Here is an 18,793-nt window from a genome sequence, read left to right as displayed (position 1 = left end):
AATAAAGAGCAGGCTAAGAAAGAAATAGATGAGCGCAATAGATCCAAAGCAGGCGGAGCAAGAAGAGTTAGTTGCTGAGTGGTTGCGGGCAACCCCAGGTTTTTTTGATCGTTATGCCGATCTCTTTAATGAGATTCGCATTAAGCATCCCCATGAAGATCGTACGATTTCATTGCAAGAGCGGCAGATGACTGTCTTGCGCACCCAAAATCAAGAGCTCAATCGTCGCTTAAGTGAGATGCTGCACTTTGGTAGCCGCAACGACAAGACTCAACAAAGTTTAGTAGCTTGGTTGTTATGTCTAATGAAGGCAAACAATAAGGCTGATGTAGAGGCTGCAATTACTTCGGGATTGTCAGAGGTGTTTGAGGTGGAGTCTGCGCAATTGTTATCGCCAAATTCTGCATTTGGCCCCTGGATTGATACACCACTTTGTGGCTCAGCTAAAGAGCTCGCAGCAGCCAGCGTGGATTTACTAGCCAGCCAAACCACGATTGATCCTGAGTGGCAAAGCATGGTTGCCATTGGCTTGCCCTTAGGTAAAAGTGTTGGCGTTAACCAATCGCCGGCAGTGCTGTTGCTAGCTAGTAAAGACGAAACCCGTTTTACAGCAGATATGGGCGCTTTCTATTTGCGTCAGATTGCCGAACTTACCGCAGCAGCTTTGGATCGTATCCAGGCTTATGAAATTAAAGGCGACTGAACTTCATCCTCTCATGCAGGAATATCTGCATGAGTTACATGTACTGCGTCAACTATCACCGCATACGCTGAAGGCGTATGGTATGGATCTAAGCGATCTACAAAATTTTGCTCTCGAAGATTCCATTGATTTATTAAAAGTCAGCAATGGCCATGTGCGTCGTTGGGCTGGACGCTTGCATTCCAAAGGTAATTCATCCCGAAGTATTGCTAGAGCGCTTTCAGCATGGCGGGGATGGTATGACTGGTTAACAGAGAAAGATGCTCGCCGAGATGCCCGTGCCGGGAAGGTTGCAAGCAATTTAATTGCCAATCCAGTCGATGATGTGAAGGCTCCTAAGCGCCTCAAATCCTTGCCTAAAGCCTTGTCAGTCGAGCAAGCACTTTCCTTAGTCAACCAGGCGGTTAAAGAGGCAGAAGAAAAAAAAGATTTGGAATCCATTCGAGATGCAGCCATTATTGATTTGCTCTATTCCTCGGGCTTGCGTCTTTCTGAGCTCCTGGGGATTGATGTGATGCAAAGCAAAGATCGACAACATGAATCTGCGGGCTGGTTAGACTGGGACGCCGCTGAAGTGACGGTCTTGGGTAAGGGCGGTAAGAGGCGCTCTGTTCCGGTGGGCGCGCCTGCCATGCAATCACTCCTGCAGTGGCGGCAAATGCGTGATGGGGCTAGTTTTGTTGAGCAATCTCAGGCGCTTTTTTTATCTGCAACGGGTAAGCGTTTATCGCCTAGAACAGTGCAAGCGCGTTTGCGAACGCTAGCAATGCGAGCTGGATTGCCCACTCATGTACACCCTCACATGATGCGCCATAGCTTTGCCAGCCATGTATTGCAATCATCACAAGATTTGCGAGCTGTTCAAGAGATGCTGGGGCATGCCAGTATCGCGAGCACTCAGATTTATACCTCACTAGATTTTCAACACCTCGCTCAGGCATACGATAAAGCGCATCCTCGCGCAAAGGCTGGCAAAGGCTGAGGAACTCGGTAAGATAGTAGGTTTCCCACCTTGGGTAAATCAGTTTCTAGATTTTGATTGGATCATTCATGGCATTAATTCCGGTAACCATTTTGACGGGCTTCTTGGGCAGTGGAAAAACCACCTTGCTCAAACATATTCTGACTGAGCAACATGGTAAAAAAATTGCGGTCATCGAAAATGAATTCGGCGAAGAGAATATTGATAACGACATCTTGGTTCAAGACAATCAAGAAAATATTGTGCAAATGAGCAATGGCTGTATTTGTTGCACCATTCGCGGTGACCTGGTTGAAGCGCTAAATACGCTTTGGGAGCAACGCAAAGATAAAAAAATTCAGTTTGATCGCGTTGTCATTGAAACGACTGGAGTCGCTAACCCAGGCCCAGTAGCCCAAACATTCTTCATGGATGATGATGTGGCTGATCATTACGTATTGGATGCTGTTGTGACCTTAGTGGATGCCAAACATGGGCAGCAACAGCTCAATGAGCATGAAGAGGCGCAGCGCCAAGCAGGCTTTGCAGATCAAATCTTTATTACCAAGACCGATCTCGTTACTCCCGCTGAGGTGGATGCCTTGCGTGGTCGTCTAATGCACATGAACCCGAGAGCCCCAATTACAGGAATCTCTAAAGGAGTGGCGCCATTAGATGCGGTTTTAGATCTCAAAGGCTTCAACCTGAATGCGAAGCTGGATATTGACCCTCATTTTTTAGAGCAAGATGACCACGATCATGAGCATTGCGGGCATGACCATTCACACGATCATGATCACAGCACTTGTGGGCACGATCATAGTCATGATCATCACGGCCATGCGGGCCACACAGATCGCATCCAATCCTTCATTTTTCGTAGTGATAAACCCTTTGATCATAAAAAGCTGGAAGACTTCCTGGGAGGCATTTTGGAGGTCTTTGGTGAGAAGATGTTGCGTTATAAGGGCGTCCTGTATGTCAAGGGAAGTAACCGAAAAGTGGTCTTCCAGGGGGTTCATCAGATGATGGGGAGCGATTTGGCAGGCCCTTGGGGTGCTGAGCCTAAGCAAACTCGGATGGTCTTCATAGGCATCGATCTGCCTAAAGACACCCTACTGGCTGGGCTTGAGGGATGTTTGGCCTAGGAAGATTCGGGTACAATCCGCCGCCACGGTCAAGATTGATGAATATTAATAAAAGGGCCGTAAAAGTTTGGCAGAATGGGGCAATAATGCTTCAAACCAGGAAAGAATGAGATGACGGTAAAAACAGCAACAAAACCAGCGACCGCTGCAAAAGCAAGCAGCAAGGTTGCGAGCACTAAGGTTGCAAAAGGTGCGCCATTAACTGAAGTGGAATTGCTCAAAATGTCCGACAAGGACTACATGAATGCAGCTCAGTTAGATTTTTTCCGTCAGAAGCTGTTGACTCTCAAAGACGACATTTTGAAGAATGCTTCGGAGACTACGGAGCATTTACGTGAAAATATTCTAGTTCCAGATCCTGCTGATCGTGCAACTATTGAAGAAGAGCATGCATTGGAATTGCGCACGCGTGATCGTGAGCGCAAGCTGCTTAAAAAAGTTGAACAGGCATTGGCTCGTATTGAATCAGGCGACTATGGTTGGTGTGAAGAGACTGGCGAGCCAATTGGCTTAAACCGTTTAATTGCAAGGCCTACAGCCAACTTATCTCTTGAGGCTCAAGAGCGTCGTGAACTCCGCCAAAAATTGTTTGGCGAATAAATTCTGATTCAACATGACTGAACGTTTACCAACTTTGGGGGATATTCCTCCCATATTAAAAGCAGAGATATTGGCTGAGGCATTGCCTTACATTCGTCAATATCACGGCAAAACCATCGTGATTAAGTACGGTGGAAATGCGATGGTGGAAGAGCGTCTGAAGGAAAGTTTTGCACGTGATGTCATTTTGTTGAAGTTGGTTGGTATGAACCCAGTAGTGGTTCATGGCGGCGGCCCACAAATTGATGAGGCATTAAAAAAGATTGGCAAAGCAGGTACCTTCATACAGGGCATGCGCGTCACCGATGAAGAAACCATGGAAGTGGTGGAGTGGGTGCTTGGTGGCGAAGTCCAGCAAGATATTGTGATGTTGATTAATCACTTTGGCGGCCAAGCAGTTGGCTTGACTGGTAAAGATGGCGGCTTGATTCATGCGAAAAAGATGATGGTGCCAAGCGATACAGATCCTGGTCAAAAAATTGATCTGGGTTTTGTGGGGGAGATTGAAGCCATCAATCCTGCGGTCGTTAAAGCCCTTCAAGACGATGCCTTTATTCCAGTGATCTCTCCAATTGGTTTTAGCGAAGAAGGCCAGGCTTACAACATCAATGCGGATCTGGTTGCTGGCAAGATGGCTGAAATCTTGCATGCAGAGAAATTGGTGATGATGACCAATATTCCTGGCGTGATGGATAAAGATGGCAAATTACTTACTGACTTAACAGCTAGAGAAATAGATGCGCTCTTTGCAGATGGCACTATCTCTGGCGGCATGCTACCGAAGATCTCTTCTGCTTTAGATGCAGCAAAAAGTGGCGTGAACTCTGTACACATTATTGATGGACGGATTGAGCACTCTCTCCTTTTAGAAATTTTGACCGAGCAAGCTTTCGGTACGATGATTCGTTCGAGATAAGCAAACCATATGCCTTCATCTTTAGAGCCGATCAATCTCGACGACAGCAGCGTAGATGCTGGCAAGACGCGTAAGCGTCCTCGCCCAGGCGAGCGCCGTCTGCAAATTCTGCAAGTGCTTGCTGAGATGTTGCAGAACCCTAAAAGTGAGCGAGTTACTACTGCGGCTTTAGCAGCGAAGATTCAAGTTTCAGAAGCGGCTTTGTATCGTCATTTTGCGAGTAAAGCGCAAATGTTCGAGGGTTTGATTTCCTTTATTGAGCAAACTGTCTTTGGCTTAATTAATCAAATCAATCAAAAAGAAGAATCTGGTCTTGCTCAGGCTAGAGGAATCTTGCAAATGCTTTTATTCTTCGCTGAGAAGAATCCTGGTATGACCCGCGTTCTTTTAGGCGATGCTTTGTTACAAGAGGATGATCGTTTGCAAGAGCGAATTACTCAGGTTCTTGATCGCGTGGAAGCTTCTCTAAAGCAGGCTTTACGTATTGCACAAACTCAAGGCGGGGCTTGGGCAAAGGTCAGTCAAGACGAGGTGAGTATTCGTGCTGCCTTGTTGATGAGTTTTGTTTTGGGTCGTTGGCATCGATTCGCTCGCAGCGGTTTCAAAAAATTGCCAACAGAAGCCTCTGAAATTAGTCTGCGCATCCTTCTCTCAGAATGAGCGAGTTACACCTCTCTAGAAATACCATCCATTTTGCCGAGCCCCTGCCTTTGCAGAGTGGCGCCATGTTATCTGGCTATGATTTAGTCATTGAAACTTATGGCAAGCTCAATGCTGATAAAAGTAATGCGGTTCTAATTTGTCATGCACTCAACGCATCGCATCACGTAGCAGGCCCTAGCCCAGAGGATCCAGAAGATATTGGCTGGTGGGACAACATGATCGGCCCCGGCAAGCCTGTAGATACCGATCATTTCTTCGTGATTGGCGTGAATAATTTAGGCTCCTGTTTTGGCTCTACTGGGCCAATGAGCATCAACCCAGAGACTAGTAAGCCGTATGGCGCAGACTTCCCGGTTGTTACTGTTGAGGATTGGGTAAACACCCAGGCACGTCTTGCAGATAAATTGGGTATTCGTAAGTTTGCTGCAGTCATGGGAGGTAGTTTGGGTGGTATGCAAGCGATGGCTTGGGCTATCCAGTTTCCAAAGCGCTTAGACCACTGTGTCGTGATTGCATCTACTCCAAAATTGAGCGCACAGAACATTGCTTTTAATGAGGTAGCACGCAATGCCATTTTGTCTGACCCAGATTTTCATGGCGGCAATTACTACGAGCATGGCGTAGTGCCTAAACGTGGTTTGCGTTTAGCGCGTATGGTTGGTCATATCACCTATTTATCTGACGACGACATGGCTGAAAAATTTGGCCGTGAGTTACAGCGCCCTCATGGCGAATCAAACGATTATCGTTTTAGTTTTGATGTCGAGTTTGAGGTTGAGAGTTATTTGCGTCACCAAGGAGATAAGTTCTCCACTTACTTTGATGCCAATACGTATTTGTTAATTACTCGTGCCCTGGATTATTTTGATCCTTCTCGTCGTTATGACGGTAGCTTGAATCGTGCTTTAGCTGAAGTACAAGCAAAATTCTTGGTAGTGAGTTTCTCAACCGATTGGCGCTTCCCGCCCAACCGTAGTCGCGAGATTGTTCAGTCTTTGCTGAGCAATAAGAGTGAAGTGAGCTACGCTGAAATTGATGCACCTCATGGACATGATGCATTCTTGTTAGATGATGAGCGCTATCACAACCTGGTGCGAGCCTACTTTGCGCAAATGCTGGAGGTCCAGTCATGATCGTGATGCATAAGCGGGCAGACTTTGCAGCGATTGCCAATTGGATTTCTCCCAATAGTCAGGTGTTGGATTTGGGTTGTGGTGATGGCAGTTTCTTAAAGTATTTGCAAACACAAAAGCCAGTTCATGCTTATGGTGTTGAGATCGATGACGCACGCGTACTCGCTTGTGTCCAAAAAGGGCTGAATGTCATTCAGCAAGATCTAGAAGGTGGCCTTGCACTCTTCGAGGATGCTAGTTTTGACACTGTTGTGCTCTCTCAGACTTTGCAGACCATTCATGAAACCGAAACGATTTTGCGTGAAGTGGTGCGTGTTGGCAAAGAATGCATTGTTTCTTTCCCGAACTTTGGCCATTGGTCACATCGTTTGGCAGTTGGACTAGGCCGCATGCCAGTATCTAAGAGCCTGCCCTATCAGTGGTACAACACACCTAATGTGCGCGTACTCACGGTGGCCGACTTCGAAAATTTAGCTTCAAGCCTGGGCCTCAAAGTGCTAGATCAATGTATCTTGCACGAGGGACAACAGGTCACCTTACTGCCAAATCTTTTTGGCAGTTTGGCACTCTTCCGCGTTCGCAGCGCCTAAATCCGTGCTCAAAGCAGTTCAGTCTTGGCTGAGTGAGTTTCGGGTTTATCTCGAATGGCCATGTCTTCGCATGTTGTTTCTGGGTTTTTCTGCAGGGCTTCCTCTGTTGCTGATTCTAGGAACCTTGAGCTTCTGGTTACGTGAGGCTGGCATTGATCGCAGCACCATTGGCTACTTAACTTGGGTGGGCTTGATTTATGCCTTTAAGTGGGCTTGGGCGCCACTGGTTGACCGCCTGCAAATTCCGCTTTTAACCAAACTCTTTGGGCGTCGCCGAAGCTGGTTGCTCTTTGCTCAGGCGCTCATCATCTTAGGTCTTGTGGCGATGTCGACGTTGGATCCAAAGCTTGCCTTGAACTCAGTAGTATGGTGTGCCCTCCTAGTTGCCTTTGGTTCAGCAACGCAAGATATAGCATTAGATGCTTTCCGGATTGAGTCTGCTAATAGTGATCATCAGGCTGCTTTAGCAGCTACTTATCAAACAGGATATCGACTCGCTTTAATTTGGTCTGGTGCAGGCGTTTTATGGCTTGCTGCCAGAGCAGAATCTGGCAGTGGTTATGATGCCAGTGCCTGGCAGTTTGCGTATCTTTGTATGGCCGCATCTATTGGGGTTGGTGTAATCACCACCTTATTGAGTAAAGAACCTGCGCGATATGAATTAGCCAAAGTGCGCACCGCTAAAGCATGGCTTTATCAAACCTTGGTGGAGCCATTTGCAGAGTTCCTTACGCGTTATCGTTGGCATGCAGTATTGATTTTATCTCTCATTGCCGTGTACCGTATCAGCGATGTGGTGATGGGAATTATGGCCAACCCATTTTATGTAGACATGGGGTACACCAAAGATGAAGTAGCTGCTGTGAGCAAAGTGTTTGGCGTAGTGATGACTCTGGTTGGCGCCTTCATTGGTGGAGTACTGACACTGCGTTTTGGCGTTCTGCGAATTCTATTTGTGGGTGCTGTGCTGTCAGCAGTAAGCAATCTATTGTTCGCCTGGCTTGCAACCCAAGGGCATGATTTACAGGGCTTGATTTGGGTTATCTCTGCGGATAATTTGAGCTCAGGTATTGCTAGTGCCGCTTTCATTGCATTCTTATCTGCCCTGACCAATATTCGGTATTCAGCAACTCAATACGCTCTCTTTAGTTCAATGATGCTTTTGTTGCCTAAGTGGCTCGCAGGCTTCTCGGGCGTTTTTGTTGATAACTATGGCTATCAAGCATTTTTCTACGGCACCGCCATTATTGGCGCCCCAGTTCTCATACTCATTTGGGCAACGATTCACTTCAATGTCGTTCAGATTAAAAAAGAAATCGAATAGTTTTTAAAGCTTCCAGTCGTAGTCAACCGTGAGTGGTGCGTGATCTGAGAAGCGCTCATCTTTGTAGACTGATGTTTTGATTGCACTAGCAGCAATGCTTGGTGTACTGATGTGATAGTCAATTCGCCATCCGACATTCTTGGCATAAGCTTGACCACGATTACTCCACCAGGTGTAGCAAGACTCTCCAGCATCAGGTTCAAGTTTGCGATAGACATCTACATAGCCTACCTGATCAAATAAGTTCGTTAGCCAGGCACGCTCTTCAGGTAAAAAACCAGAATTTTTAATATTACCCTTCCAGTTCTTAAGATCGATTTCATGATGGGCAATATTAACGTCGCCGCAGAGCACGATTTCTCGCCCCGATTTCTTGAGCTTGACCAGGTGAGGCAAAAAGCTGTCGAGATAGCGATATTTAGCCTCTTGGCGCTCGGGTGAGCTTGAGCCTGAAGGCATATAGACGGAAATCACCGATAAGCCTTTGAAGCGCGCCTCGACATAGCGACCCTCTGCATCAAATTCTTCATTCCCATAGCCGTATAAGACCTCATCTGGCTTATGGGGGGTATAGATACCGCAGCCACTATAGCCTTTTTTCTCGGCATGGTGAAAGAAGCCATGCATCCCATCGGGGTTCAGAATTGCGTCCTCTAGGTCATCTCGTTGAGCCTTGAGTTCTTGCATGCAAATGAAGTCCGCCTTTTGTTGAACAGCCCAGGGCAGAAAGCCCTTTTTGACTGCAGAACGGATACCGTTGAGGTTCGCTGAAATGATGCGTAACATGTAGGCCTATGAGCTCAAATAATTCAAATCAAGATAAATTTATTCACTTCGCCTTGGAGGCAAAGGTTTTGTCCTTCGGGGAGTTTAAAACCAAAGCAGGCAGACTCTCGCCATATTTTTTTAATGCGGGAGGATTTAATGATGGAGCTCGTTTAAGCGCCTTGGGTCGTTACTACGCTAATGCTCTAAAAGAATCCAAAATTCAGTTCGATATGCTTTATGGCCCAGCTTACAAGGGCATCACATTAGCGGCTGCCACTGCAATTGCCTTAGCTGATGGGGGTTTAAACATTCCTTTTGCTTATAACCGTAAAGAAGCTAAAGATCATGGTGAGGGCGGCTCATTAGTTGGTGCCCCAGTTAAGGGGAAAGTGGTCATCATTGATGATGTGATTTCTGCAGGAACATCTGTACGTGAATCCGTCGATCTTATTCGGGGGGCTGGTGCAGAGCCGGTAGCAGTCTTAATTGCCTTAGATCGGATGGAGCGTTCTGGCAATGCTATCGAGATCGGCGAGCACTCCGCTGTACAAGCGGTTGAACAAGAATTTGGTTTGCCAGTCATTGCGATTGCTAACCTAGCAGATTTAATGGCTTTCTTAACCGCATCTAGCGACACTGAGCTCAGCAATTACTTGCCGGCAGTGAAGGCTTATCGAGACCAATACGGAATCTAAGGCAGCACTCTCTTAGATTTCTGTTTCACCTTCAAAGACGGTAACTGCTGGGCCTGTCATGATGACTGGCTGAACAATATTGTGCGCAATACCACCCCAAGCAATTTGTAAATCGCCCCCGCGAGTATGAACTTTTACGGGTGAGTCTAATAAACCTCTGCGGATTCCTGAAACAACCGCCGCACAGGCGCCCGTACCGCAGGCTAGCGTCTCTCCAGCGCCGCGTTCATAGACGCGCAATTTGATTTCATGGCGATTCATGACCTGCATATAGCCCGCATTGACTCTATTGGGAAACGCCGGATAGCTTTCAATTTCTGGACCTTCTTCTAAAACAGCTGCGCTATCGACATCAGCAACTACTTGAACCGCATGAGGGTTACCCATTGAGATAACCCCGACGAGACTGTCATGAGTGGCCGGCTGATTTAAAGGAAGTGCATAAAGTATTTCCTGAAACTCTTGAACACTTGCTAAGCCATTCGCATTAAATGGAATCTGATTATGTTCAAAAATGGGCGCACCCATATCCACCTCAACTTGACCATCGGGGTGGGATTTCAGTGTAAGGACGGTATGTGCTACTTCAACACGCAATGGGTTTTTAGTCGATAAGCCTTGATCTAAAACAAAGCGAACAAAACAGCGGGAGCCATTGCCACATTGCTCTACTTCGCCACCATCAGCATTAAAAATGCGATAGCGAAAATCTGCATCAGGGTGAGTAGCCTTTTCTACTATCAAAATTTGATCAGCACCAACACCAAATTGCCGATGAGCTAAGGTTTGCCACTGCTCTGTAGAGATATCACTCAGATCTTGATCGATACCATTGAGCACAATGAAATCGTTGCCAGCACCATGCATTTTGGTGAAGCGCAACTTCCGTGTCGGTGAATGTGTGCTCAAAATAGTTCTACTTAATCGTAAAGGCTGGGTTCGCCAGGCGGTCTATGTTTAAAACGTTTATGTACCCAATAGTACTCTGCCGGTCTTTCACGAACAAGTTCTTCAATGTATTGATTTAAGCGCGCGGTATCTTTTTCTGGGTCATCACTCGGAAAATTGGGAAGTGGCTTGCTAATGTGACAGGTATAACCTTTCCGATCTTTGTTCAGAGTTGTGGTCATGAGATTGACTTCTGCATTGGTAAGCTTGGCTAGGCGTGATACTGAGTCCACAGTGCTAGTCTGAATGCCAAAGAAGGGTACGAAAATAGAATCCTGTGGTCCTAAGTCGATGTCTGGAGCAATGATGGCTACATTGCCACTTTTGAGCTCGCGGAGCAGATCGCGCAAGCGATGCTGCCTTTCAATCGATTGACCTCCAAATCGATCGCGCCATTGCACCATCTTCTGATTAAAAAGCGGGTTCTTCATTTTTTGATATAAACCAACACCATTGGGCCAATGATTGCGAGCGCTTAAGGCAGAAAACGCCATGAAGCCCCCCTCGAGACCAACAAAATGGGGGTTTACTAGGATGCGTGGTTTCTTGTCGCCAAGATCAATTTCTGAGCTGATGGAAACAAACGCAAGAATTTGTTTCCTAGTCCCAAGCCATACTCGGCTGCGTTCAACTACGCTACGACCAAATAATTTCCAGTGCTCTAGTGCGAGGGCATCAATGTCTTTTTCAGTGAGACTGGGAAAACACAGTCGCAAATTCGTTTTAACCACTCGGGAGCGGCTATTGGGAATATGGGCAGCAAGCCAACCAAGTGCATAACCTACATAAATTGTTATGAAGTAGGGAAGGAAGGCAAAGAGGCGCAGTAAGCTGAGCCCTAAGAAATTGAAGAGGTTGGATAACCAGGTCATTTCAAAAAATAATAAAGTTCTATTAAGGAGTTGGTGGCAATTCTGCACCGGCGGGATGCTTGTAGCGGTTGTATGACCAAATAAATTGTTCTGGAGCAACTAAGACCGCATTTTCAATGGCAACATTTAATTCTGCAGCTGCAATATTGGCGTTCTCAGATAGTGGAGTGAGCCGAGTGGCTTGCATTAGCCAGCCTTCACCGATCTTCTTTCGTTTAGCAGTGAACATCACCACTGGGGTATTGTTGCGATTCGCAAGTCGGGCGGGCAATGGTGTGGTGTATGCAGGACGTCCAAAGAAGGGCACCCAAACACCCTCTCCACCACTAGGTACTTGATCGGGAAGAATGCCGATTGCTTCACCACGCGTGAGTGCCCGCGTCATTTGGCGCACGCCATTGAGGTTAGTGGGGACAAAATGCATATTGGGATACGCGCGCCCTGTTTCCACTACTTCATTGAGCCACTCTTGACGTGAGGGCCTGTACAAAATAGTTGCTGGAAAATGTTGTGCCAATACCCGAGGAATAATTTCAAAGCCGCCAAGGTGAGGCGTTAGCATCACTAATCCATGGCCTTCATTGATAGCAGTTTCTACTACATCCCAGTTTGTCACTTCAACTAATTTGAGTGCTTTCTCGGGGTTATGCCAGATCCATAAGCTATCTGAGAACAGCATTCCTGAGGCTCGAATCGCTTCCCAAAGTTTGCATGGCAAGCCGTGAAGTTTTACAACTCTCTCATATTGAGGGCGAAACAGTGAGCGATATTGTTTTGAGCCAACATAGGCTAGCAAGCCAAAAAATGACCCAATAATCTGGACCAAGGAGAGGGGGAGTGCGGCAATCGCTTTGAGGCTGAGCTTAAGAAGAAGTGTTCTCACCCCCCAATGATATTCAATGCTGCCCCTAGGGCCAAATTTATCTGCGCCTTGATGGGAGCGCCTATTTGGGATAGAATTGATCCATCGCTGAGTTAAGGCAACTTGCAGGGCGATTCATAAATTCTGCTAAAGCGTCGCCGTTGTGGTTCCTGGCACGTCGAGTTGTCCCATAGATCGTGTTAATTTTTAAAGGAATATGCAATGGCAAACGATTACTTCTTTACCTCAGAATCTGTTTCTGAAGGTCACCCCGATAAAGTAGCAGACCAAATTTCTGATTCCATCTTGGATGCCATCCTGGCCCAGGATCCAACCGCACGCGTTGCAGCAGAAACCTTATGTAATACCGGTTTGGTAGTTCTGGCTGGTGAAATCACTACCAATGCGAACATTGATTACATTCAGGTGGCTCGCAATACTTTGCGCGAAATCGGTTACGACAATACAGATTACGGTATTGATTACAAAGGTTGCGCTGTATTGGTTGCCTATGACAAGCAAAGCCCTGATATTGCCCAAGGCGTTGATAAGGCACATGATGATGGTTTAGATCAGGGCGCTGGCGACCAAGGCTTGATGTTTGGGTATGCCTGTGACGAGACCGCAGAGCTCATGCCTTTACCAATCCACTTGTCGCACCGTTTAGTAGAGCGTCAATCTCAGCTGCGTCGTGATGGCCGTTTGAATTGGTTGCGCCCAGATGCAAAGTCCCAGGTGACCTTGCGCTATGTCGATGGTAAGCCTGACTCCATTGATACAGTCGTTTTATCTACTCAGCACGATGAAGATATTTCTCTCGAAAAATTGCGTGAAGCAGTGATCGAAGAAATCATTAAGCCAGTCTTGCCTAAGCATTTGATTAAGGGCGCAATTAATTTTCTAGTGAATCCAACAGGTCGTTTTGTTATCGGCGGCCCACAAGGTGATTGCGGTTTAACTGGTCGCAAGATCATCGTTGATACCTATGGCGGCGCTGCCCCACATGGTGGTGGCGCCTTCTCAGGCAAGGATCCCTCTAAGGTAGATCGTTCAGCTGCTTACGCTGGTCGTTATGTAGCCAAGAATATCGTTGCTGCTGGCTTGGCAAGCAAGTGCTTAATTCAAATCTCATACGCAATTGGTGTTGCTAAACCAACCTCTGTGATGGTCAGTACCTTTGGCACTGGCAAGATTTCTGACGAGAAAATTGCCCAGTTGGTTTCTGAGCACTTTGACTTGCGTCCGAAGGGAATCGTGAAGATGCTCAATCTGTTGCGTCCAATTTATCGTAAAACTGCAGCTTATGGCCACTTTGGCCGTGAGGAACCAGAATTTACTTGGGAGCAGACTGATAAGGCTGCTGCATTGCGTGCAGCTGCTGGCCTATAAGCTCTAATGCTTTAAAAAGGCAGCATTCAGTAGTATTGAGGCGAAATATGGCGTAATTGTTTACAATTACGCCATACCTTCAAGGAGCGTTGCAAGGATTGCTGAGACCCGGCACTTCCCCAGGCTTGAAGGGAGTAGATTCCTAAACGGAGTTTGCTAATTGCAACCGCGCTCGCTAACCCATGATTCAATGGCTAGCGAGTATCTACTCCAGCATTGAATTGTATTTAGCTGGAGCATTACATGAATACCGTTTCCGATTTTAATTTGCAAGATTTCGTGGCAACCCGTTGCGCAATTGCGGACATTTCTCTGGCTGATTTTGGTCGCAAGGAAATCGCCATTGCTGAAACTGAGATGCCTGGTTTGATCGCTATACGCGATGAATTTGCTGCTGCACAGCCACTGCGTGGTGCGCGCATTACTGGTTCATTGCATATGACCATTCAAACCGCAGTATTAATTGAGACCCTAGAGGCGCTCGGTGCTGAAGTCCAATGGGCCTCTTGCAATATTTTCTCAACCCAAGACCATGCTGCTGCTGCCATTGCTGCCAATGGCACACCAGTTTTCGCAATTAAAGGCGAAACCCTTGAGCAATATTGGGACTTCACTCATCGCATTTTTGAATGGGCTGATGGCGGCTATACCAATATGATTTTGGATGATGGTGGTGACGCTACTTTGTTGTTACATCTTGGTGCGCGTGCAGAAAAAGATCAAGCTTGTCTCAATAATCCAACTAGCGAAGAAGAAACTATTTTGTTTTCTGCCATCAAGAAAAAATTGGCACAAGACCCAACTTGGTATTCCACGCGCTTAGAAAAAGTGAAGGGCGTTACGGAAGAGACTACTACTGGCGTACATCGCCTGTATCAAATGTTTGCCAAGGGTGAATTGAAGTTTCCAGCGATTAACGTGAATGACTCTGTAACCAAAAGCAAGTTTGACAATCTTTATGGTTGCCGCGAGTCATTAGTTGACGCGATTAAGCGCGCAACAGACGTCATGGTTGCCGGTAAGGTTGCAGTAGTTTGTGGTTATGGCGACGTAGGTAAAGGTTCTGCGCAAGCCTTGCGTGCCCTATCTGCTCAGGTTTGGGTGACTGAAGTCGATCCAATCTGCGCATTACAGGCTGCGATGGAAGGCTATCGTGTTGTTACGATGGATTACGCGGCTGATAAGGCAGATATTTTTGTTTCAGCAACTGGTAACTACCATGTAATCACGCATGATCATATGGTGAAGATGAAAAATCAGGCAATCGTTTGTAACATCGGCCACTTTGATAATGAAATTGATGTTGCTGGTATTGAAAAATACAAGTGGGAAGAAATTAAGCCACAAGTCGACCACGTAATTTTCCCAGCAGCCAATGGTCAGCCTGAAAAGCGCATCATCATTTTGGCTAAGGGCCGCTTAGTAAATCTAGGTTGCGGTACAGGTCATCCTTCATACGTAATGAGCTCTTCATTTGCAAATCAAGTGATTGCGCAAATTGAATTGTGGAATGCAGTTGGCACAGATAAATACCCAGTTGGTGTGTACACACTGCCTAAGCATTTGGATGAGAAGGTCGCACGCTTACAGTTGAAGACCCTCAATGCACAACTCACTGAATTGACTGATCAACAGGCCAATTACATTGGTGTAACGAAGGAAGGCCCATATAAGGCTGACCACTATCGTTATTAATCCAATCCATCTAGCATAGCCAGGCCAATATCATGGAATTAAGCGTCGAATTCTTTCCTCCAAAAACACCTGAAGGTGAGAATAAACTACACCTTGTGCGAGAGCGTTTCAGCGAAATGCTCAAGCCTTCGTTTTACTCCGTGACTTTTGGTGCTGGCGGCTCTACTCAGTCTGGCACCTTAAAGGTAGTGAGTGATATTCATGCAGCAGGCGCTGCAGTTGCGCCTCACTTGTCTTGCGTTGGCAGCTCACGTGAAAGTGTGCGTGAAATGTTGAAGCAGTATCAAGCATTGGGCATAAAGCGAATAGTTGCTTTGCGCGGCGATTTGCCGTCAGGCATGGGTCAGTATGGCGAGTTTCACCATGCGAATGAGTTGGTCGAATTTATCCGTGCAGAAACAGGTGATTGGTTTCATATTGATGTCGCTGCTTACCCGGAATGTCATCCACAAGCCAAATCTCCTGCAAGCGATGTGCATTTCTTTGTGCAGAAGATGAAGGCGGGCGCAGATTCTGCCGTGACTCAGTATTTTTACAACACTGATGCCTATTTCCGCTTTGTGGATGAAGCCTATGACTTAGGGGTTACACAGCCAGTTATTGCGGGCATCATGCCAATTACCAATAGCAGTCAGTTATTGCGTTTTTCGGATGCTTGTGGCGCTGAGATCCCGCGTTGGATTCGTTTGCGTTTGCAGTCTTACGGCGATGATATTGCCTCTATTCGTGCTTTTGGTGAAGAAGTAGTCACCGATTTGTGCGACCAACTCTTAACTGCTGGCGCGCCAGGTTTGCATTTCTATTCCCTGAATCAAGCAGATGCTGTTTTGGCAATTGCAGAAAACTTGGATTTAGCGAAGTAAGCCTGATTCGGTGAGGAGCATATCTAAAGGTTCATCATGAGTTTGAGCTGACCACTGGCTATCATTAAGTTTTTGCCAATCAAATCCAATCCCAATGCAAATTAGCTTGGGATTTTTTTCTCTCAGAGCTGCAAGGGTGCGATCAAAATATCCACCACCGTAGCCAAGACGCCAATAATGCGTTTTGCCATTCTCGCTTGAGCTAGACCATCCAACGCAAGGAATTAAGATGCAATCGGGATCAATTGCAGGCCTTTGGGAATTGGTGGGAATAGGCTCAGGAACTCCATGCTTACTGGGACTCAGATCATCCCCATTCTGCCACTCGTAGAAATCCAGGTGCTTGTCTGGGCGAGCAAAAGGCAGAGCCATTTTGTGGCCAGGGTTAGTAGTAGCCCAAGAAATGAGTGTTTCCCGTAAATCTAGCTCATCCTGAATTGGCCAATACAGGGCAATCGTTTTTAGGGATTTACCATTGCTAACTAGAAACTGATTTAGGGTGTCAATAAGCCGCTTTTGAGTCTGGGCGTAATCAGGCCGAGCGGCATATTCTGTGCGCTGCCTTAATAAATCTTGACGAAGAGATTTTGGAGAATTACCGTGCATATCGTCCATTATCAGGCGAAAATTAGAAGATATAGTAAACAAGTTGGCATCGAGTAAATGCTAGCGCAATTCAATACAAGGGTAGATGGTGAAGGTAAAGTCTGAAATGCTAAAAAGCGCTCTCCCTCAATGGACCAAGATTTTGTTCCTAGGGCTAGCCTTAGCCATGCCTAGCGCTTTTGCAGAAAAATCTAAAAAACCTAGCCTACCTAAATCCTATGAAAGCAAAGCTGCCCCTGTTGAGATTAGTGATACAGATCGGATGTTTATTGATTTGCGTGAAGCCGCCAAGAAAAACGATGTATTTCGTACGCAGCAACTTTCATCTAATCTAACAGGTTACCCATTTGATGACTATGTAGCTTATTTTCGGATTAAGCCTCAATTATTTGACAGTGGCGGCGGGGCTCGAAGTGATTACAGCGCAGATGCCCAAGTAGTTGCATTCTTAAATCAGTACCAAGGTACAGCATTGGCTGACCGTATGCGCAATGATTGGCTACTGGTATTGGGCAAGCGTAAGGACTGGGCGCGCTTTGATGCAGAGTACGCCAAATTTGTACTCGATGACGATACGCAAGTGAAATGCTATTCATTGCTGTCAAAGTTATCTCAAGGAGAGAATCCAACCAAATTGGCAATCGATGCTCGCGCTGTTTTATTGGACCCCAGTTATTTCGGGCAGGCTTGCCAAGAGTTGGTTCCATCACTAGTCGCTGCTGGCGGTATGACGCCGAGTGAGGCCAAGGCCATTGGCCGCGCTGCGAGTGAAAAAGGGTACGACACCATGGCACGTCGTTTGGGTGGCGAAGATCCTATTGCGGAGATTGTGAAAGCCGCTAAAGCGGATCCCTCTAAGGCATATCGTGACTTTCAACAAAGTTCATCGCGCTACAGTAAAGAAAATCAGGCTGTAGCCTGGGGAGTGATCGGTCAATTCTTGGCAAAGAAGCTAGATCCCAATGCGGATGACGCTTATCGTTTGCAACAGGAGCTTGGCTATAACGAACTGCTCTCTGCTGAGACCCAAGAGTGGAAAGTGCGAGCAGGCTTACGCGCCAAAGATTGGGCCTTAGTAAAAAACGCAATTGATGGCATGAATCCAGCAGTGCGTAACCGCGACCCTGCTTGGACTTACTGGTATGGGCGCGCCTTAAAGGCCGAAGGCCAAGATACAAAAGCAAAAGAAAGCTTTGAGCTGATTGCAGAGCAATATAACTTTTATGGCCAATTGGCAAGAGAAGAGCTGGGTAAATCCAACCATGCGCCATCTCGAACAAAGGCGACCGAACAAGAGATTGATGCGATGGCTACGCGTAAGGGCTTTGTTCGAGGCGAGCGTTTGTATGCCATGAATTTACGCTTTGAAGGAAACCGCGAATGGAATTGGGAATTGCGGAATATGACCGACAAGCAATTGATTGCAGCTGCTGAATACGCTAAGCGCATTGGCTTATATGACCGTGTAGTCAATACTGCTGACCGGACAAAACAGGAGCATGATTTTTCTTTGCGCTATCCAACACCATATCGCGAAGAACTTTCCCCAATTGCAAAACAAATTGATTTAAATCTTGCCTGGGCTTATGGGTTGATTCGTCAAGAGTCGCGGTTCATCATGAATGCTTCATCTTCTGTTGGGGCTTCGGGTTTGATGCAAGTGATGCCTAATACCGCAAAGTATGTTGCTAAAAAGATTGGCATGGCCAATTACACCAATGATAAATTAAGTGACACCAATACAAACCTCACTTTGGGTAGTAACTATCTCAATATGGTGTTGATAGACCTAGACGGTTCTTGGGTGCTGGCATCAGCTGCTTATAACGCCGGGCCTTCTCGCTCCAAGGCATGGCGTGAGAAGTTGTCCGGGCCCACCGAGGGGGCTATCTTTGCCGAAACTATTCCCTTTAATGAGACGCGTACTTATGTCAAGAATGTGCTTTCCAATGCAAATTACTATTCATCAGTAATGAATGGTCAGCAACAATCTTTAAAGCAGCGCTTGGGAGTCATTGCACCAAAAGCGGCTACCCAATCTGATTTACCTTAATTAA

General features: G+C 46.6%; 19 protein-coding genes and 1 riboswitch. Of the genes, 14 read left to right on the top strand and 5 right to left on the bottom strand.

Annotation, left to right across the window (positions count from 1 at the left end; all coding sequences use genetic code 11):
- The first annotated feature begins 28 nt into the window (after positions 1-28).
- The 9 genes from IEN92_RS03195 to IEN92_RS03155 all read left to right on the top strand — a co-directional run bounded on the left by IEN92_RS03195 (position 29) and on the right by IEN92_RS03155 (position 8,038).
- Entirely contained in the window at positions 29-703 is a 675-nt protein-coding gene (locus IEN92_RS03195) for a DUF484 family protein (RefSeq protein WP_216160551.1), read from the top strand.
- Entirely contained in the window at positions 684-1,685 is a 1,002-nt protein-coding gene (locus IEN92_RS03190; RefSeq protein WP_215374390.1) for a tyrosine recombinase XerC, read from the top strand. Before IEN92_RS03195 ends, IEN92_RS03190 begins: the two co-directional genes overlap by 20 nt.
- A gap of 68 nt (positions 1,686-1,753) precedes the next feature.
- Positions 1,754-2,812 carry a GTP-binding protein gene (locus tag IEN92_RS03185; protein ID WP_216160548.1) on the top strand — a complete coding sequence of 353 codons (1,059 nt, stop codon included), beginning with the start codon at positions 1,754-1,756 and terminating at the stop codon, positions 2,810-2,812.
- 222 nt (positions 2,813-3,034) lie between these two features.
- Entirely contained in the window at positions 3,035-3,412 is a 378-nt protein-coding gene (gene dksA, locus IEN92_RS03180; protein ID WP_050747259.1) for an RNA polymerase-binding protein DksA, read from the top strand.
- Between the two features lie 13 nt (positions 3,413-3,425).
- The gene (argB, locus tag IEN92_RS03175; RefSeq protein WP_216160545.1) at positions 3,426-4,328 is read left to right on the top strand and encodes an acetylglutamate kinase; all 903 of its coding nucleotides are present in this window, start codon (positions 3,426-3,428) and stop codon (positions 4,326-4,328) included.
- A 9-nt stretch (positions 4,329-4,337) separates the two neighbouring features.
- Positions 4,338-4,988 (top strand): nucleoid occlusion factor SlmA, encoded by a 651-nt coding sequence (gene slmA / locus IEN92_RS03170; protein ID WP_215374380.1) that lies wholly within the window; start codon positions 4,338-4,340, stop codon positions 4,986-4,988.
- Positions 4,985-6,124, top strand: a complete 1,140-nt coding sequence (locus IEN92_RS03165) for a homoserine O-acetyltransferase (RefSeq protein WP_215374377.1) — start codon at positions 4,985-4,987, stop codon at positions 6,122-6,124. The genes slmA and IEN92_RS03165 overlap by 4 nt, the downstream gene beginning before the upstream one ends.
- Complete coding sequence (metW, locus tag IEN92_RS03160; protein WP_215374374.1) at positions 6,121-6,714, top strand: methionine biosynthesis protein MetW; 594 nt, start codon at positions 6,121-6,123, stop codon at positions 6,712-6,714. Before IEN92_RS03165 ends, metW begins: the two co-directional genes overlap by 4 nt.
- Positions 6,677-8,038 carry an AmpG family muropeptide MFS transporter gene (locus IEN92_RS03155; RefSeq protein ID WP_370623861.1) on the top strand — a complete coding sequence of 454 codons (1,362 nt, stop codon included), beginning with the start codon at positions 6,677-6,679 and terminating at the stop codon, positions 8,036-8,038. The genes metW and IEN92_RS03155 overlap by 38 nt, the downstream gene beginning before the upstream one ends.
- Positions 8,039-8,041: 3 nt before the next feature.
- On the opposite strand, the gene IEN92_RS03150 is transcribed toward IEN92_RS03155, so the two are convergent.
- Positions 8,042-8,824 (bottom strand): exodeoxyribonuclease III, encoded by a 783-nt coding sequence (locus IEN92_RS03150; RefSeq protein WP_216160542.1) that lies wholly within the window; start codon positions 8,822-8,824, stop codon positions 8,042-8,044.
- 8 nt (positions 8,825-8,832) lie between these two features.
- Here IEN92_RS03150 and pyrE point away from each other — a divergent pair, with 8 nt between their 5' ends.
- A complete protein-coding gene (gene pyrE, locus IEN92_RS03145; protein ID WP_216160539.1) occupies positions 8,833-9,501 on the top strand; it encodes an orotate phosphoribosyltransferase in 669 nt (222 codons plus the stop codon).
- A gap of 12 nt (positions 9,502-9,513) precedes the next feature.
- On the opposite strand, the gene dapF is transcribed toward pyrE, so the two are convergent.
- Genes dapF through IEN92_RS03130 form a run of 3 tightly spaced genes read right to left on the bottom strand, consistent with a single transcriptional unit; the run spans position 9,514 to position 12,204 of the window.
- A complete protein-coding gene (gene dapF / locus IEN92_RS03140) occupies positions 9,514-10,368 on the bottom strand; it encodes a diaminopimelate epimerase (RefSeq protein WP_216162133.1) in 855 nt (284 codons plus the stop codon).
- Between the two features lie 53 nt (positions 10,369-10,421).
- Positions 10,422-11,321 carry a lipid A biosynthesis acyltransferase gene (locus IEN92_RS03135; protein WP_216160536.1) on the bottom strand — a complete coding sequence of 300 codons (900 nt, stop codon included), beginning with the start codon at positions 11,319-11,321 and terminating at the stop codon, positions 10,422-10,424.
- A 22-nt stretch (positions 11,322-11,343) separates the two neighbouring features.
- Entirely contained in the window at positions 11,344-12,204 is an 861-nt protein-coding gene (locus IEN92_RS03130) for a lysophospholipid acyltransferase family protein (RefSeq protein ID WP_370623860.1), read from the bottom strand.
- A gap of 201 nt (positions 12,205-12,405) precedes the next feature.
- Between IEN92_RS03130 and metK the strand changes: the two genes are divergently transcribed.
- From metK to metF, 3 genes are all read left to right on the top strand, one after another.
- Positions 12,406-13,572 carry a methionine adenosyltransferase gene (gene metK, locus IEN92_RS03125; RefSeq protein WP_216160534.1) on the top strand — a complete coding sequence of 389 codons (1,167 nt, stop codon included), beginning with the start codon at positions 12,406-12,408 and terminating at the stop codon, positions 13,570-13,572.
- 75 nt (positions 13,573-13,647) lie between these two features.
- A riboswitch (S-adenosyl-L-homocysteine riboswitch) is annotated at positions 13,648-13,753 on the top strand.
- A gap of 62 nt (positions 13,754-13,815) precedes the next feature.
- Positions 13,816-15,267 carry an adenosylhomocysteinase gene (gene ahcY / locus IEN92_RS03120; RefSeq protein WP_215374359.1) on the top strand — a complete coding sequence of 484 codons (1,452 nt, stop codon included), beginning with the start codon at positions 13,816-13,818 and terminating at the stop codon, positions 15,265-15,267.
- A 32-nt stretch (positions 15,268-15,299) separates the two neighbouring features.
- The gene (gene metF, locus IEN92_RS03115) at positions 15,300-16,130 is read left to right on the top strand and encodes a methylenetetrahydrofolate reductase [NAD(P)H] (RefSeq protein ID WP_216160531.1); all 831 of its coding nucleotides are present in this window, start codon (positions 15,300-15,302) and stop codon (positions 16,128-16,130) included.
- Here the strand turns inward: metF and IEN92_RS03110 are convergent.
- Complete coding sequence (locus tag IEN92_RS03110; RefSeq protein ID WP_215374352.1) at positions 16,119-16,745, bottom strand: 5-formyltetrahydrofolate cyclo-ligase; 627 nt, start codon at positions 16,743-16,745, stop codon at positions 16,119-16,121. The two genes, metF and IEN92_RS03110, sit on opposite strands and share 12 nt — an antisense overlap.
- A gap of 97 nt (positions 16,746-16,842) precedes the next feature.
- On the opposite strand from IEN92_RS03110, the gene IEN92_RS03105 reads away from it, so the two are divergent.
- A complete protein-coding gene (locus IEN92_RS03105; RefSeq protein ID WP_216160528.1) occupies positions 16,843-18,789 on the top strand; it encodes a lytic transglycosylase domain-containing protein in 1,947 nt (648 codons plus the stop codon).
- The last annotated feature ends 4 nt before the right edge of the window (positions 18,790-18,793 follow it).

It is taken from the genome of Polynucleobacter sp. MWH-Creno-3A4 (genome assembly GCF_018881885.1).
Classification (GTDB): Bacteria; Pseudomonadota; Gammaproteobacteria; order Burkholderiales; family Burkholderiaceae; genus Polynucleobacter.
The sequence above is the reverse complement of the archived record's forward strand: the minus strand, read 5'-3'. Positions and strand labels throughout refer to the sequence as shown.

Coding starts and splice junctions, on each gene's coding strand:
- metF (WP_216160531.1), top strand. CDS start 15,300: ATGGAATTAAGCGTCGAATTCTTTCCTCCAAAAACACCTGAAGGTGAG.
- IEN92_RS03105 (WP_216160528.1), top strand. CDS start 16,843: ATGCTAAAAAGCGCTCTCCCTCAATGGACCAAGATTTTGTTCCTAGGG.
- IEN92_RS03190 (WP_215374390.1), top strand. CDS start 684: ATGAAATTAAAGGCGACTGAACTTCATCCTCTCATGCAGGAATATCTG.
- metK (WP_216160534.1), top strand. CDS start 12,406: ATGGCAAACGATTACTTCTTTACCTCAGAATCTGTTTCTGAAGGTCAC.
- slmA (WP_215374380.1), top strand. CDS start 4,338: ATGCCTTCATCTTTAGAGCCGATCAATCTCGACGACAGCAGCGTAGAT.
- IEN92_RS03185 (WP_216160548.1), top strand. CDS start 1,754: ATGGCATTAATTCCGGTAACCATTTTGACGGGCTTCTTGGGCAGTGGA.
- IEN92_RS03165 (WP_215374377.1), top strand. CDS start 4,985: ATGAGCGAGTTACACCTCTCTAGAAATACCATCCATTTTGCCGAGCCC.
- IEN92_RS03135 (WP_216160536.1), bottom strand. CDS start 11,321: ATGACCTGGTTATCCAACCTCTTCAATTTCTTAGGGCTCAGCTTACTG.
- ahcY (WP_215374359.1), top strand. CDS start 13,816: ATGAATACCGTTTCCGATTTTAATTTGCAAGATTTCGTGGCAACCCGT.
- pyrE (WP_216160539.1), top strand. CDS start 8,833: ATGAGCTCAAATAATTCAAATCAAGATAAATTTATTCACTTCGCCTTG.
- argB (WP_216160545.1), top strand. CDS start 3,426: ATGACTGAACGTTTACCAACTTTGGGGGATATTCCTCCCATATTAAAA.
- dapF (WP_216162133.1), bottom strand. CDS start 10,368: ATGCATGGTGCTGGCAACGATTTCATTGTGCTCAATGGTATCGATCAA.
- IEN92_RS03110 (WP_215374352.1), bottom strand. CDS start 16,745: ATGGACGATATGCACGGTAATTCTCCAAAATCTCTTCGTCAAGATTTA.
- dksA (WP_050747259.1), top strand. CDS start 3,035: ATGTCCGACAAGGACTACATGAATGCAGCTCAGTTAGATTTTTTCCGT.
- metW (WP_215374374.1), top strand. CDS start 6,121: ATGATCGTGATGCATAAGCGGGCAGACTTTGCAGCGATTGCCAATTGG.
- IEN92_RS03195 (WP_216160551.1), top strand. CDS start 29: ATGAGCGCAATAGATCCAAAGCAGGCGGAGCAAGAAGAGTTAGTTGCT.
- IEN92_RS03150 (WP_216160542.1), bottom strand. CDS start 8,824: ATGTTACGCATCATTTCAGCGAACCTCAACGGTATCCGTTCTGCAGTC.